We start from the raw sequence: 14855 nt of genomic DNA on the forward strand, positions 1-14855 counted from the left end.
ATCACCATGAATGCGTTGAATAAAACCCTTGCGTACCTGGCTCTTGCGGGGTTGGCAGGCTGTACGTTAGTCCCGTCCCACAGGCCCGTACCCAAGCCCCCGGCAGAGCCGGTTCGAATGATCATGCTCGCAGAAACCTCCGATGGCGGCGGCAAGAACTGCACGTTTGTCGCCAAGGACGACGTGGTTCGTCTCAACAAGGGTGATCATGAATGCACAAACGATCAGATGAGTTTTATCAAGCTGGATAACGTGCGTTCGGCCATGAAGATACGCCTGGAGTCCAGAGATTGCGATGATCCGGGAGGCTGGGTATTTGGACTCGAAACCTTTATCGACCCCGTTACAACAGTCTGGATCTCCATCGACCAGCTCAGAGGCAAACCGGTCGACAGCATTATCACTCGCGGCGTTGTTTTGACCAAGGCGTATAGCGGGGGTGAAAACATAAAAGGCAAGTTGTCCTGCGTGCGTGTCGATGTATCGGATTAGCCCTCAGCACAACCGGACCTGTCAGGCCAACGTGTTAATCGTCACCCACATAGGGTGACGGTTATACCACTCTATAAAGTTCGAGGTTCATGAATCATGACAGCATCGACTTCCGTACACTCCAACGCGTTCAACTTTCTGAGTTATGTACAGAGCGGCGTTGACCCCCGTACCGGGCAATACACGGTGGCGATCACCTTGCCCGACGTCAAGACCAACGGATTGCGTGGCCCGGGCATGCCACTGGCACTCAACTATAACCCTCTCAACCGCCTGGACAGCGGCTTCGGGATGGGCTGGAACCTGCAGTTGTCGCAGTACGATCCGAGTAACCAGATCGTGTCGCTGAGCAGCGGCGAGACATTCAAGGTCAATGGCACCAGCAACGGCCAGATGCTGATGCCGGAAAAGAAAATCGACAGCTTTCACTTGTACAAGGAGGACGAAACCCACTACCGGGTGATGCACAAGTCCGGTCTGGTGGAGCTGCTCGAACTGCGCGGCAGCGGGGCCAACAGGATCGCACTGCCGGTACGCGTATTCGCTCCGGAAGGTCACAGTGTCACGCTGGATTACACCTCGTTCGGCGGGCATCAGATGCTGAGCGAAGTCACGGATGACTCGGGGCAGATCCTGCTCGGCATCAGCCGCGAAGCCACGCGGGTGACGCTGCGTATGACCACTGGCGAAGGCCCGGATGCGACATTCGTGATGGTGCTGGGCGGGTCGGATCACCATGTAAGCCGTATCGAACTGCCGACCGACAACGCGGCCTCCTGGCGTTTTGTATACAGTCTGAACCGTGACCATTTATGCATGACGTCGGTGGAAACACCCGTCGGCGGTCGGGAGGAGATCTTTTACACTGACAGCGGCCATCAGTTTCCCGCCAAGGCGGGACGTGACCCGCTGCCCAGAGTCACGCGCCATCGCACGACGCCCGGATTCGGTCAGGCGCAAATGGACGTCCATTACACCTACCAGGACAGCGCCGGGCGCCAGCGCAACTTTCTGGGCGCGGGGCTGGATATCGTCTGGGAAGACAACGGTCTGGACAATCTGTACCGATACCTCGGGGCGGAGCCGTACGAGTATTCGTCGACCGAGACATTGCGTGTCCAGGTCCCGGGCCAGCCTGATGCCGAGCGCAGTATCGAGCGGACCTTCAACCAGTTTCACCTGCTCATCCGGGAAACCACGCGCAAGAACCTTAGCGTCATGCAGGTGGACACTCGCTACTACATCGATCCGGGCGAGCCCTTTTTCACTCAGCCTCCCTATTGCCAGTTGCCCAAAGAGGTCCAGACCACCTGGCGGCTCTCGTCAGACGGCAGTGTGCCGCGCAGTGAGATCGTCAGCAGCACCTATGACCCGCACGGTAATCTGCTCACTCAGACTCAGGCCAACGGTGTGGTCGAAGTCAGTGAGTGGTATCCGGCGGCCGGCGAGGACGGATGCCCGCCAGACCCCGAAGGCTTCGTGCGCTGGATGAAAAGCAGCCAGGTCATTCCGACGGCGTCCGGCTACGGCGAGGCCCCGGTCCTGATCACCCGCTATCGCTACCTGGCGTTGCCTGCAGTGGATGGCGGTCAGCTACAGGAATGGCTTGCACCGCAAAGCGAGACGTTACTGATGCAGGCTCCTGACGGTGAGCAGGAGCAGCGCCTCACCACCTATGAATACTTCAATGAGCCGAACAACGCACTCCTGCACGGTCGGCTCAAACTGCAGGAAGTGATCATGGGCGGGAAGGTGACCAGCACAGGCTATGCCTACACCATGCCCAAACGCTTCTCTGAGCCCCGCCCCGAGGACGCCGCTGAGAACGCTGCTGATCGCCCCCGTGAGAGCAATCGTTACGCCGGGACTGTGCTGCGAACTGTACAGACCGTGACCGGCTTCGACGGCGCGACGAAGGTGATTACGCTGGAGGATTCCCTGCTCAATGGCGAACCCTTGCTCAATCGCGACGACAACAACGTGGAAATCCGTTATGTCTACGACAGTCTGCGGCGTGTCTTGAGCGAAACGGTGGCGCCAGATGATGCGATCTATAACGCGACCAGAAGTTATGAGTATCGCCTGTGTGCCAAGGCCACTGATCAGGCCATGCAGACGCTCATCGACGTCAAGAATGTAAAAACCACCAGTCACTTCGATGGCCTCAATCGAGTTATCTACGAAGAGCGGGACGACGCAGATAATCCTGCGCGCTTCAAAATGCCGCGACAGACCTACGCTGCCGTTTACGACGCATGGGGGCAGATGACCCGTGAGACCGAGTTCGACTGGCTGGATGAGAAGTACCTGGCTCTGGAGAGCGTCTTCGAATACGACGATTGGGGCGAACAGCGTTCCGTTACCGGGCCGGATAAAGTCAAGACGGTCGAAGAGACCGACCCCATTGGTACATCGCAATCGCAGGGGCCGATTCAGCGTAGCTGGATCGAAGGCGCCGATGGCGTCGGCAAGAGCGAGTTCACCGAGACCTGGATGAACCTGTTCGAACAGCCGACGCGCAGCGAGCGACAGGATCAGGCGGGCAACTCGGTCAGCCTGAGCCAGTACCATTACGACGGCCTTGGCCGCCGTGTCGAAGAAGTTATCGGGGTGGCAAACGGCGGGCGGCGCACGATCTATGTTTACGACGTCTTCGATCGGGTGACCCATTCCACATTGCCAAGCCGGGCCATCGTGCGTCGCAGTTATGCAAGCCACAGCAGCGAAGACTTGCCGGTCAGTATCGGCATCGAGCACAACGGCAAAAGCATTGTGCTGGGAGAGCAGGCGTTCGACGGGCTGGATCGCCTGGTCACGTCTGTCACAGGGGGGCGTAAACGTGAACTCGTTTACGACATCGGTCTGCTGCAACCCAGAACGGTAACCCTGCCCAGCGGGCGGAAAATCGATTACGAATACAAACCCCAGGTAAGCGACGAGCCGTGGCGCAGGGTGCAGTCCGAGGCAGTGCCCAAACCTGGAACCGCCGACTCCGGGAACACGCTGGCGCCGGGTGTGACTGCCGATTACAGTTACGATAAGCAGAATGCTCGTCTGATTCATTCCTCGGAGCAGGGCGAGATACTGGATCGCGCGTATTACAGTACCGGCTCGCTGAAAAGTGAGACGCGCACCTCTGAAAACAAACCCTACGACATGTTCTACAGCTACAGCCGACAGGGTCTGCTGCTGTCTTACACCGACGTACTGGGACAGGAGCAGGTCAATCGCTATGACAACGTCGGTCGTCTAGAGCAAACCTGGCTGGGTGAGGTCTATTCGACGTTTGACTATGACGCTGTCTTTGGTCGCCTCGCAAAAATCACTACCACCGACAAAACCGATATCAGCCGCGAAAGAACTGTCGCAATCAGCCTTGAATATGATGACCTGGGGCGAGAAGTCAGACGTGTGTTCGACCTCGATGGTGTCGAGCAACACATGGTTCAGGTCTATGACGATGTGGATAACATGGTCCAGCGCACCCTGAGCGAGGGCGCGGAAATACTCCGTGATGAAACCTACCGCTACGATGCGTCCGGTCGCCTGATGCAATACCAATGCACGGGAACTCAGCGGCCGGTGGACCCCTATGGCAGAACCCTCCTCGCGCAGAACTTCACTTTCGATGGCGCGAATAACCTGACGGTCGTTACGACCCGCTTCGATGGCGGTACCAACACTGCCCGGTATTTTTACGAAAAAGACGACCCCGTACAGTTGAGCCGGGTAACGAACAGTAACCACGCGCACTACCCGCCTGAAATCAAGCTTCACTATGACCCGGACGGCAATCTGGACATCGACGAAGCCGGGCGCACGCTTAAATACGATCCCCTCGGCCGCCTGATCGAAGTAGGCACGCCCTCAGCCGGCATTCACTATCAGTATGACCCCCAGGACCAACTGACAGGGGAGACCCGCGGAGAGGACAGGGATCTGCGCTTCTATCGTGACGGGGAGCTGGCCAATCAACTCGGCAGTCATGTGCAGAGCACCTTCATGCGTGGCGACGACTACCTGCTGGCCGAACAGCAGATTGATCGGACGGTGCTGCTTGCCACCAACGACAGTGACAGCGTGCTCGGTGAAGTCGATGCCAACGGGATCAACCGGAGGTGGTATACGGCATACGGCCACGCTAGCGGCGAAGATCCACCGCACGGCAGACTGGGGTTCAACGGCGAACTGGCCGAGGCGGATACCGGCTGGCAAATGCTGGGTAATGGCTATCGTGCCTACAGCCCGGTGTTGATGCGCTTCAACAGTCCTGATAGCTGGAGTCCGTTTGGCGAGGGCGGGGTGAATGGGTATGCGTATGTCGAGGGGGATCCGGTGAATAGCGTGGATCCGTCGGGGCATGGTATTTTTTCTGGATTGTACAAAGCTGTTGTCAGAAAATTTAGTAAGGTTGCAACTACAAAATCTGCGCTCGCACAGGAGATTCCAGGAGATCTCAGGGCTTTAGGGGGCACTTCTAAAAGGCGTTTTTATAAAATTGATGATGCCGATGTCAGTAACTTTAATAAAATTGCAAGCCATAAAGAAGGCAAGGTTGCGGCTATGTCAAGGCATCTTCAAGCAAAGGTGGATTATGCCAAGAGTAAAATTAACGTTCCAGATCCCGAAGGGTTTATAAAGCGTCAGACATGGTATTCTGACGACATTAATAAGATTTATGAGAAGAGTGTTGACTCTCATCAAGCGAATCTGGCAAGAAACTATGCACAAGATAATCTTGGGAGGTTGGGTGTAACTCGTCCCTCTAGAAAGGCAGCCGAGGACTTGGTGTTTAAGATTGAACATGCTAATCCAGTTAACAGGAGAGAGGCTGCTGAAATAATGGAAGACATTCGTTTCGTCAAAAACTATCGAAGTCGACAAGCTGCAGGACTTGGGAATGGACGTAAAAGACGAGAGCTCGTTGGAGCAGCTCATTCTGGTGGCAGGTTCGATTAATAGTTTCAACTAGCTGTGTCAAACAAGGGTGGCTGTTAAAGCCACCCTTGTCATCTTGATGTTTTTTTGGGGCTGCATCACTCCACCAAAATAACTCCCTGCCTGATCGCCATCACCAGCGCCGCCTTCAATGACGTCACCCCGAACTTGCGGCGGATATTGCTGGTATGAAAGTGCACGGTCGCTTCCGAGCAGCCTTGTATCCGGGATATCTCCCAGGCGGATTTGCCGAGCGCCACCCATTCCAGGACTTGTCGCTCCTTGACAGTCAACTGGACGATGGCGGGTGTGACTTGGGAAGGCGGCGTGGTGCCGGGTGGTTTTCCATTGTCGCGAAGCATGGTGAAGTCCTTTCCCTGAAGATCGCCGCACCACGATACCCCTGCAACCCCTAACGCGAACCTGACATAAATGACAGCGCCGCAGGACCGTGAAGGCCTTGCGCCGTCAAGGCTGTAGCGCTTTTTTACAGCTTCTTTACGCCCCGGCCAGCCTGTCGATCTCGCGCCTTTACACCCTGCCTGCGGACAATCACCCCACGCGGCCTTCGCCGTACCGGTGTTGCCTGATGGGGGAAATTTCAATGAGCGTTATGGATGGTATCTCTCTGTTGATGGGAGTCGGGCTGTTCATCTATCTGCTGGTGGCGCTGTTGCGCGCCGACCAGAGTCAGGAGTGATCATGCACAGTTACGATTATCTGTTGATCCTGGCCTTTCTGGTCCTGCTGCTGGCCCCCGCGCCGTGGCTGGGACGTTTCTATTACCGGGTCATGGAAGGCGAGCGCACCTGGCTGAGCCCGGTGCTGGGGCCGGTCGAGCGCGCCTGCTACCGGATTTCCGGCGTCGACCCGAAAACCGAACAGTCCTGGAAGCAATACGCCTGGGCGTTGATGGCGTTCAACCTGGCGGGTTTTGTCGTGTTGTTCGCCATCCTCATGCTGCAAGGCATGCTGCCGCTCAACCCGCAGCAATTACCGGGCATGGAGTGGTCGCTGGCCTTCAACACTGCGATGAGCTTTGTCACCAACACCAACTGGCAGGCCTACAGCGGCGAAGCGTCGCTCAGCTACCTGAGCCAGATGGTCGGCCTGACCGTGCAGAACTTCGTCAGCGCCGCGACCGGCCTGGCAGTGCTGGTCGCGCTGTGTCGCGGCATCAGTCGTCGCTCATCGCAGAGCCTGGGTAACTTCTGGGCCGACATGACCCGCGCCACGCTCTACGGCCTGTTGCCGATCAGTATCGTGCTGGCGGTGTTTCTGGTCTGGCAGGGCGTGCCACAGAACTTTGGCCACTACATCGACGCACTGACCCTGCAAGGCGCTGACCAGAGCCTGCCCATGGGCCCTGCGGCCAGTCAGATCTCCATCAAGCAACTGGGCACCAATGGCGGCGGCTTCTTCGGCGTCAACTCGGCGCATCCGTTCGAGAACCCCACGGCCTGGAGCAACCTGTTCGAGCTGGTCTCGATCCTGCTGATCCCGGCTGCGCTGGTGTTCACTTTCGGCCACTACGTCAAGGACATGCGCCAGAGCCGCGCGATTCTCGGCTGCATGCTGGCGCTGCTGTTGATCGGCGGCGCGGTCTCGCTGTGGGCCGAGTACCAGCCCAACCCGGCGCTGAACATCGCCGGTGTCGAGCAGACCGCACCGCTCGAAGGCAAGGAAACCCGCTTCGGCACCACCGGCACGGTGCTGTGGTCAGTCGCTACCACTGCGGCTTCCAACGGCTCGGTCAACGGCATGCATGACAGCCTCAACCCGCTGACCGGCATGGTCGCGCTGGTCAACATGATGGTCGGCGAAGTGATCTTCGGCGGCGTCGGTGTCGGCCTCAACGGCATGCTGCTCAACGTGCTGATCGCCGTGTTCCTTGCGGGCCTGATGATCGGCCGCACCCCGGAATACCTGGGCAAGAAGCTGCAAGCGCAGGAAGTCCGGCTGCTGGTCGCCACCCTGCTGGTGATGCCGGTCGGCGTGCTGGTGCTGGGCGCGATTGCCGCGAGCCTGCCCGGCCCGGCAGGTGCCATCAGCAACCCTGGCCCGCATGGCTTCAGTCAGTTGCTGTACGCCTACACCTCGGCCACGGCCAACAACGGCTCGGCGTTCGGCGGTTTCAGTGCCAACACGGTGTTCCACAACCTGATGCTCAGCCTGGCGATTTTCATCGGCCGCTTCGGTTACATCCTGCCGGTGCTGGCCCTGGCCGGTAGCCTGGCCATGAAGAAGACCGCGCCGCAGGGCCAGAACAGCTTCCCGACCCATGGCCTGCTGTTCGTCACCCTGCTGACCGTCACGATTCTGCTGGTGGGTGGTTTGACCTTCCTGCCGACCCTGGCACTGGGGCCGATTGCCGAACACCTGAGCCTGGGTTTCTGAGGAACCGATCATGAACTTACCTATTAATCCTGCAAAAAATGCTGCTGCGAAATCTACTGAATCGCAGGCCACCGAATCGGCAAAAACCGGCATCGCCGCCCTGTGGCGTCCGGCGCTGGTGCAGGCGTTCGTCAAGCTCGACCCGCGTCAGCTCAAGCGTTCGCCGGTCATGCTGGTGGTGGAACTGACCGCCATCCTGACCACCGTGCTCTGCGTGATCCCCAACCCGCAGGTGCCGACTTCGGTCTGCGTGCAGATCGCCCTGTGGTTGTGGTTCACCGTGCTGTTCGCCAACTTCGCCGAAGCGCTGGCCGAGGGCCGCGGTAAGGCACGAGCCGACAGTCTCAAGGCAGGCAGCGAAGGGCTCAAGGCACGTATCAGGGACGACAACGGCAGCCTGCGCATCATCAATGCCAGCGAGTTGCGCAAGGGCGATGTGGTGCGCGTCGAGATCGGCGAAATGATTCCCGGTGATGGCGAAGTCATCGAAGGCATCGCTGCGGTCAACGAGGCCGCGATTACCGGCGAATCCGCGCCAGTGATCCGCGAATCCGGTGGCGATCGCTCGGCTGTGACCGGCAACACCCGGCTGGTCTCCGACTGGCTGCTGATACGCATCAGCGCCAACCCCGGTGAATCGACACTGGACCGCATGATCGCGCTGGTCGAAGGCGCCAAACGGCAGAAGACCCCGAATGAAGTCGCGCTGGATATTCTGCTGATCGGCCTGACCCTGATCTTCCTGCTGGTGGTCATCACCTTGCAGCCGTTCGCCCACTTCGCCGGTGGCAGCCTGCCGCTGGTGTTTCTGGTGGCGTTGTTGGTCACGCTGATCCCCACCACCATTGGCGGTCTGCTGTCGGCCATCGGCATTGCCGGTATGGACCGCCTGGTGCGCCTCAATGTGATTGCCAAGTCGGGTCGCGCCGTGGAGGCCGCGGGCGATGTGCATGTGCTGCTGCTGGACAAGACCGGCACCATCACCTTCGGCAACCGTCGCTGCGCCGCCGTCTACGCTGCACCGGGCGTGACCCCGAAGGAGCTGGGCGAGGGCGCTTTGCTGGCCTCGCTGGCCGACGACACGGCAGAAGGCAAATCCATCGTCGAGTTTCTGCGCAACCTGCACCCGATGAACGAGCCGACCCTGAGCTCGGTGACGGCTGTGCCGTTCAGCGCTGACACACGTCTGTCCGGCGTTGATTACCAGGGCCACGTGTACCGCAAGGGCGCAGTGGATTCGCTGCTGGCTTTCATCAACATGCAGCGCAGCGAGCTGCCGCCTGTACTGGCCCGTGAAGTCGACAAGATCGCCAAGACCGGCGGCACACCGCTGCTGGTCTGCGCCAACGGTCGGTTGTTGGGCGCGATCCATCTCAAGGACGTGGTCAAGCCAGGTATTCGCGAACGCTTCGAAGAGCTGCGCAAACTGGGTATCCGGACCGTGATGGTCACCGGCGACAACCCGCTGACTGCCGCAGCGATTGCCGCCGAGGCCGGTGTCGACGACGTGCTGGCTGAAGCCACGCCGGAGAAGAAACTGGAGCGAATTCGCCAGGAGCAGGGCGAAGGGCGTCTGGTGGCGATGTGTGGCGACGGCGCCAACGATGCACCTGCATTGGCCCAGGCCGATGTCGGCATGGCGATGAACGACGGTACTCAGGCCGCTCGCGAAGCGGCGAACATGGTTGACCTCGACAGCGACCCGACCAAGTTGCTGGATGTGGTGCAGATCGGCAAGGAGTTGCTGGTTACCCGCGGTGCGCTGACCACCTTTTCGATTGCCAACGACGTGGCCAAGTACTTCGCGGTACTGCCTGCGCTGTTTGCCTCGATCTACCCGCAACTGGGCGTGCTCAACGTCATGAAGCTGGCCAGCCCGCAGAGCGCGATTGTCTCGGCCATCGTCTTCAACGCGCTGATCATCGTCGTACTGATCCCGCTGGCCCTGCGTGGCGTGCGTGTGCAGGCGGCCAGCGCGGCTCACTTGCTGCGTCGCAACCTGCTGATCTACGGCCTGGGCGGCATCGTTGTGCCGTTTATCGGCATCAAGCTGATCGACATGCTGCTGGTCGCACTCGGCCTTGTTTGAAGCCTGTGCTGCACGCCGGTCGGCGTGCAGCCTCACCTGATTGAGGATGTGCAGATGTCCAATGTATTGCGTCCGGCCTTGAGCCTGATCGTGTTGATGAGCCTGATCACCGGCGTGGCCTATCCACTGGTGGTCACCGGGGTTGCGCAAGTGGCGTTTCCGGAGCAGGCCAATGGCAGCCTGGTGTATGACGCATCGGGCAAGGTGCGTGGCTCGGCGCTGATCGCCCAGTCGTTCACCGGCGATGAGTGGTTTCAGTCGCGCCCCTCGGCTGGCGCATTCGCGACCGTGGCCAGCGGCGCGAGTAACTTCGCGCCGAGCAACCCGGCGCTGGCGACACGCGTGAAAGAGGACGCCGCGAAACTGGCCAACGTCTCGCAGGAACCGATACCAATGGCCTTGCTGACCACCTCCGGCAGCGGACTTGACCCGCACCTCTCGCCTGAAGCGGTTGCCTGGCAGGCCGGTCGCGTTGCCGCGGCGCGCCAGTTGCCGCTGGACAAAGTGCAGGCGCTGATCGACGCCAATACCCAGCGTCCGCTGATCGGCCCACCCGTGGTTAACGTATTGGCCTTGAATATGAGCCTGAATCAGTTACCGTCTGCACCGCGCAACGCGCAGCTGTAACAAAGTGCGCCATGTACGCAGCAGATTCACTAAGCTGTAGCTGATCAGAAAGAGGGTGGTAACCAACGTGAGTGATTCCGGTCGAGCTGACGCACTGCTGGCCCAGCTGCCCCGCGAGGGGCGCGGGCGGCTGAAGGTTTTTCTCGGGGCTGCGCCAGGCGTCGGCAAGACCTACGCCATGCTCCAGGCGGCTCACGCGCAGCTGCGCCAAGGGGTGAAGGTGCTGGCGGGCGTGGTCGAAACCCACGGCCGCGCAGAAACCGAGGCGCTGCTCAACGGCCTGCCGCAACAGCCCTTGCTGCGCACTGATTATCGCGGCATGACCCTCGAAGAAATGGACCTCGACGCGCTGCTCAAGGCTGCGCCGAGCCTGGTACTGGTCGACGAACTGGCGCACACCAATGCGCCCGGCAGTCGACACGCCAAACGCTGGCAGGATATTCAGGAACTGCTGGCCGCCGGTATCGATGTGTATACCACCGTCAACGTCCAGCATCTGGAAAGCCTGAATGACCAGGTGCGTGGCATCACCGGCGTGCAGGTGCGTGAAACGCTGCCGGACTGGGTGTTGCAGGAAGCCTTTGATCTGGTGCTGATCGACCTGCCGCCCCGCGAACTGCTGGAGCGCCTGCGCGACGGCAAGGTCTACGTGCCGGAGCAGGCACGCGCGGCCATCGATGCCTTTTTCACCCAGACCAACCTCACCGCGCTGCGCGAAATGGCCATGCAGACGGCGGCGGCGCAAGTCGATAACGATCTGGCGCAGGGCTACCGGCAATTGGGCCAGTCGGCCCCGGCGGTTCGCGGGCGGATGCTGGTGGGCATCGATGGGGATATCCATGCCGAGCGTCTGGTGCGTCACGCCAGTCGGGTTGCCCAGCGTCGCCATCTGCCGTGGAGCGCCGTGCATGTGGACGACGGGCAAACCCTCGACGAGCAGTCCCGCGCGCGTCTGCAAAGCGCCCAGCAACTGGCCGAGCGGCTCGGCGGCGAAGCGGTTTCGCTGCGCGCCGGGGAGGTTGCCCGCACGCTGGTGCAGCATGCCATCGAACGACGTGCCAGCGTGGTGCTGGTCGGCCAGTCGCGTCGGCACTGGCGGCGTAAAATCTTCGGCGGCGGTGTGGCTGCGCGTTTGCTGCGCGAAGGGCACGGGCTGGAAATCTCGGTACTCGACGACAGCGAGGAACTGCCCGATCAGCCGCCGCGTGCGCGTCCGGCTCGCGAAGTGGTGTGGTTCGATTACGGCCTGGCTTTCGTCGCTACGTTGATCGCCAGTCTGGTCGCCTGGGGGGTTGCAGGCGTGCTGGCACTGCCGAACATTTCCCTGATCTTTCTCGCTGCGGTATTGCTGGTCGCCGTGCGCAGCAGCATGGGCCCGGCGCTGGCCTGCGCCGGGTTATCGTTCCTGGCGTATGACTTTCTGTTCATTCCGCCGAGCTTTTCCCTGAACATCCAGCGCGAAGAAGACGTGCTGACGCTGTTGTTCTTCCTGCTGATGTCGGCCCTGACCGGCAAGCTCGCGGCACGCCAGCGCAGGCAATTGCAGGCGTTGCGCGATACCCAGGAACAGACCAGTGAGCTGCTCGACCTGTCGCGCAAGATGACTGCCGCCACTGACGGTAAAGCGGTGTTCAGCGCAGCAGAACAGCATTTCTCCGGCTGGAAGGAACTGCACCTGTGTCTGGTCGACCGCGACGGAGAGGGCGGCTGGGTGGTCGAAACCGGCGGGCCGCTGACCTTCTCGGAAGCCGAGCGTGCCGCTGCCGACTGGGCCTGGAAGCACGATCAACCCGCGGGCAGTGGCACTGGCACCTTGCCGTCCGGACGCTGGTGGTGGTGGCCGATCACCGCAGAAGAAGGGCCGCTGGCTCTACTTGGGGTCTGCGCGCGGGAAGGCCAGTCGTTCACCGCGCAACATCGACGTCTGCTGGCCGCGCTCACCCAGCCACTGGCGCAGGCGCTGGCCCGTGCGCAATTGGCCCAGGAGCTTGAAGCCGCGCGTCTGCACGGCGAAACCGAGCAATTGCGCAGCGCCTTGCTGGCTTCGGTGTCCCACGACCTGCGTACCCCGCTGACCTCGATGCGCGGCAGCATCGACAGCCTGCTGGCCCTGGGTGAAGCCATTCCACTGGAGGATCGCCGCGAGCTGCTGGAAGGTACCCGCGATGAAGCCGAGCGCCTGGACCGCTATATCCAGAACCTGCTGGACATGACGCGTCTGGGGCACGGTGCGCTGAAGCTGGCCCGCGACTGGGTGTCGCCCGCCGATATCGTCGGTAGCGCGCTCAACCGGCTGCGTGCCGTACTGGCGCCCTTGCAGGTCAGCACCCAGGTGACTGGCGAGCTGCCGCTGCTGTACGTGCACGCGGCGCTGATCGAGCAGGCGCTGGTCAATGTGCTTGAGAACGCTGCGCGCTTTTCACCCGTCGATGGACGCTTGCAGGTAGCGGCCGGTGTGGTCGACAGTGAACTGTTTTTCTCGGTCAGTGACGAAGGCCCCGGCATTCCCGAGGACGAGCGAGCGAAGATTTTCGACATGTTCTACACCGCCGCCCGCGGCGATCGCGGCGGGCAGGGCACGGGCCTTGGGCTGGCGATCTGTCAGGGCATGATCGGCGCGCACGGTGGACGGCTCACGGTCGAGGAGGGCATCGACGGGCTGGGTACACGCATCACACTGTTTCTGCCGCTGCAGGCGCAGCCGGATGTGGAACTGGAGGAGACCGCTTGAGCCAGTCGACCACCATTCTGGTCATCGACGACGAGCCGCAGATTCGCAAGTTTCTGCGCATCAGTCTGGTCTCGCAGGGCTACAAGGTGCTGGAAGCCGCCACTGGCGCCGAGGGTCTGACTCAGGCTGCCTTGAACAAACCGGATTTGCTGGTGCTTGACCTTGGGCTGCCGGACATGGACGGTCAGCAGGTGTTGAGCGAGTTTCGCGAGTGGTCGGCCGTGCCGGTGCTGGTGCTTTCGGTGCGCGCCAGCGAGGCACAGAAAGTTCAGGCGCTGGACGCCGGCGCTAACGATTACGTGACCAAGCCGTTTGGCATTCAGGAGTTTCTGGCCCGCATCAGGGCGCTGCTCAGGCAGGCGTCGGGCAGCGAAAAGCCCGAGTCTGCGCTTGAGTTCGGGCCGCTCACCGTGGACCTGGCCTATCGGCGTGTGTTGCTCGATGGTCAGGAAGTGGCGCTGACCCGCAAGGAATACGCGGTGCTGGCGCAGTTGGCGCGGCATCCCGGGCGGGTCATTACCCAGCAGCAATTGCTCAAGGATATCTGGGGGCCTACGCACACAGAAGACAGTCACTATCTGCGTATCGTGGTGGGGCATTTGCGGCAGAAGCTGGCAGATGATCCGACCGCTCCGCGGTTCATCCTCACTGAGCCTGGAATAGGGTATCGTCTGCTGGCTGATTACTAGATGAAAAAAGCGAGCATAGCCTTGTGCTGCGGCACTTTTACTGCCGCGCACCGTCAAAGCCGCACACTCCCTGTTCACTCTTGAGGTAACACCCGAATGAAAGCCCTTATCTGTCTGCCATTGCTTGTTTTGGTTCTTGCAGGTTGTGCTGGCAAGACCGGATATCGCGACAGCTGTGCCACTCAGCTCGACGCTGCCTGGCATGAGCTGGATCTGGCCAAGGCTGAAGGTTTTGCCGGAACGGTCAGTTACTCCAAGGCATTGTCGCTGCTGACGGGTGCCAAGACTCAGCAGCAGTTCGAGGCGTTTGAAGGCTGCACCGAGAAGTCCGAGAAAGCCCGCTTCTACATCCGCGAGTCCCGCGCTGGCCGCTGATACCTGACGATACACAGGTCTGCTCTTGATTCTGGCCGAAGGCCGTGGGAGCCAACTTGCTCGCGAAAGAGTTTGCACAAGCGCCGAAAATGCATCGACTGAAACACCGTCTTCGCGAGCAAGCTCCCACAAGGTCATCAGTGCCGCAGGGCATTCGCACGGCTCGAAACACCGTCGACCTGTGTGAGTAATCCACATGGCTTGAAAACACCCCGGACCTGTGTGAGTGTTTCACATGGCCCGAAAACACCCCCGACCTGTGTGAGTGTTTCACATGGCCCGAAAACACCCCGTACCTGTGGGAGCGAGCTTGCTCGCGAAAGAGTTTGCACAAGCGCCGAAAATGCATCGACTGAAACACCGTCTTCGCGAGCAAGCTCGCTCCCACAAGGTCATCAGTGCCTAAGGGCATTCGCATGGCTCGAGACACAGCCGACCTGTGTGAGTAATCCACATGGCTTGAAAACACCCCGGCCCTGTGTGAGTGTTTCACATGGCCCGAAAACACCCCGGCCCT

The 14855-nt window shown here is 60.5% G+C and carries 10 protein-coding genes; 9 read left to right on the top strand and 1 reads right to left on the bottom strand.

The annotated features are described in order from the left end of the window. Nucleotides 1-6 precede the first annotated feature (6 nt). Entirely contained in the window at nt 7-492 is a 486-nt protein-coding gene (locus tag P406_RS17810; protein ID WP_046236891.1) for a hypothetical protein, read from the top strand. A gap of 96 nt (nt 493-588) precedes the next feature. Continuing rightward, the gene (locus P406_RS17815; protein ID WP_235810298.1) at nt 589-5451 is read left to right on the top strand and encodes an RHS repeat domain-containing protein; all 4863 of its coding nucleotides are present in this window, start codon (nt 589-591) and stop codon (nt 5449-5451) included. A gap of 77 nt (nt 5452-5528) precedes the next feature. Here P406_RS17815 and P406_RS17820 read toward each other — a convergent pair whose 3' ends face one another. Next, nucleotides 5529-5792: a helix-turn-helix domain-containing protein gene (locus P406_RS17820; RefSeq protein WP_011267398.1), complete on the bottom strand. Its 264-nt coding sequence runs from the start codon at nt 5790-5792 to the stop codon at nt 5529-5531. Between the two features lie 242 nt (nt 5793-6034). Between P406_RS17820 and kdpF the strand changes: the two genes are divergently transcribed. The 7 genes from kdpF (at nt 6035) to P406_RS17855 (ending at nt 14338) form a co-directional block, all read left to right on the top strand. After that, nucleotides 6035-6130, top strand: a complete 96-nt coding sequence (gene kdpF / locus P406_RS17825) for a K(+)-transporting ATPase subunit F (protein ID WP_003406089.1) — start codon at nt 6035-6037, stop codon at nt 6128-6130. Between the two features lie 2 nt (nt 6131-6132). Continuing rightward, nucleotides 6133-7827, top strand: coding sequence for a potassium-transporting ATPase subunit KdpA (gene kdpA, locus P406_RS17830; RefSeq protein WP_046236892.1), 1695 nt, complete (start codon nt 6133-6135; stop codon nt 7825-7827). 10 nt (nt 7828-7837) lie between these two features. Beyond that, the gene (gene kdpB, locus P406_RS17835) at nt 7838-9916 is read left to right on the top strand and encodes a potassium-transporting ATPase subunit KdpB (RefSeq protein ID WP_046236893.1); all 2079 of its coding nucleotides are present in this window, start codon (nt 7838-7840) and stop codon (nt 9914-9916) included. 54 nt (nt 9917-9970) lie between these two features. Next, the gene (gene kdpC, locus P406_RS17840) at nt 9971-10543 is read left to right on the top strand and encodes a potassium-transporting ATPase subunit KdpC (protein WP_003394661.1); all 573 of its coding nucleotides are present in this window, start codon (nt 9971-9973) and stop codon (nt 10541-10543) included. Nucleotides 10544-10610: 67 nt separating this feature from the next. Then, on the top strand, nt 10611-13274 hold the full coding sequence (locus P406_RS17845) for a DUF4118 domain-containing protein (protein ID WP_003419980.1): 2664 nt from the start codon (nt 10611-10613) through the stop codon (nt 13272-13274). Further along, nucleotides 13271-13963 (top strand): response regulator, encoded by a 693-nt coding sequence (locus P406_RS17850; RefSeq protein ID WP_003419981.1) that lies wholly within the window; start codon nt 13271-13273, stop codon nt 13961-13963. The genes P406_RS17845 and P406_RS17850 overlap by 4 nt, the downstream gene beginning before the upstream one ends. A gap of 96 nt (nt 13964-14059) precedes the next feature. Next, the gene (locus P406_RS17855; protein WP_003316607.1) at nt 14060-14338 is read left to right on the top strand and encodes a lipoprotein; all 279 of its coding nucleotides are present in this window, start codon (nt 14060-14062) and stop codon (nt 14336-14338) included. The last annotated feature ends 517 nt before the right edge of the window (nt 14339-14855 follow it).

This window comes from Pseudomonas syringae pv. coryli str. NCPPB 4273 (genome assembly GCF_000972175.1).
Lineage (GTDB): Bacteria > Pseudomonadota > Gammaproteobacteria > Pseudomonadales > Pseudomonadaceae > Aquipseudomonas > Aquipseudomonas syringae.

Coding starts and splice junctions, on each gene's coding strand:
- P406_RS17855 (WP_003316607.1), top strand. CDS start 14,060: ATGAAAGCCCTTATCTGTCTGCCATTGCTTGTTTTGGTTCTTGCAGGT.
- P406_RS17820 (WP_011267398.1), bottom strand. CDS start 5,792: ATGCTTCGCGACAATGGAAAACCACCCGGCACCACGCCGCCTTCCCAA.
- kdpC (WP_003394661.1), top strand. CDS start 9,971: ATGTCCAATGTATTGCGTCCGGCCTTGAGCCTGATCGTGTTGATGAGC.
- P406_RS17810 (WP_046236891.1), top strand. CDS start 7: ATGAATGCGTTGAATAAAACCCTTGCGTACCTGGCTCTTGCGGGGTTG.
- kdpF (WP_003406089.1), top strand. CDS start 6,035: ATGAGCGTTATGGATGGTATCTCTCTGTTGATGGGAGTCGGGCTGTTC.
- P406_RS17815 (WP_235810298.1), top strand. CDS start 589: ATGACAGCATCGACTTCCGTACACTCCAACGCGTTCAACTTTCTGAGT.
- kdpA (WP_046236892.1), top strand. CDS start 6,133: ATGCACAGTTACGATTATCTGTTGATCCTGGCCTTTCTGGTCCTGCTG.
- kdpB (WP_046236893.1), top strand. CDS start 7,838: ATGAACTTACCTATTAATCCTGCAAAAAATGCTGCTGCGAAATCTACT.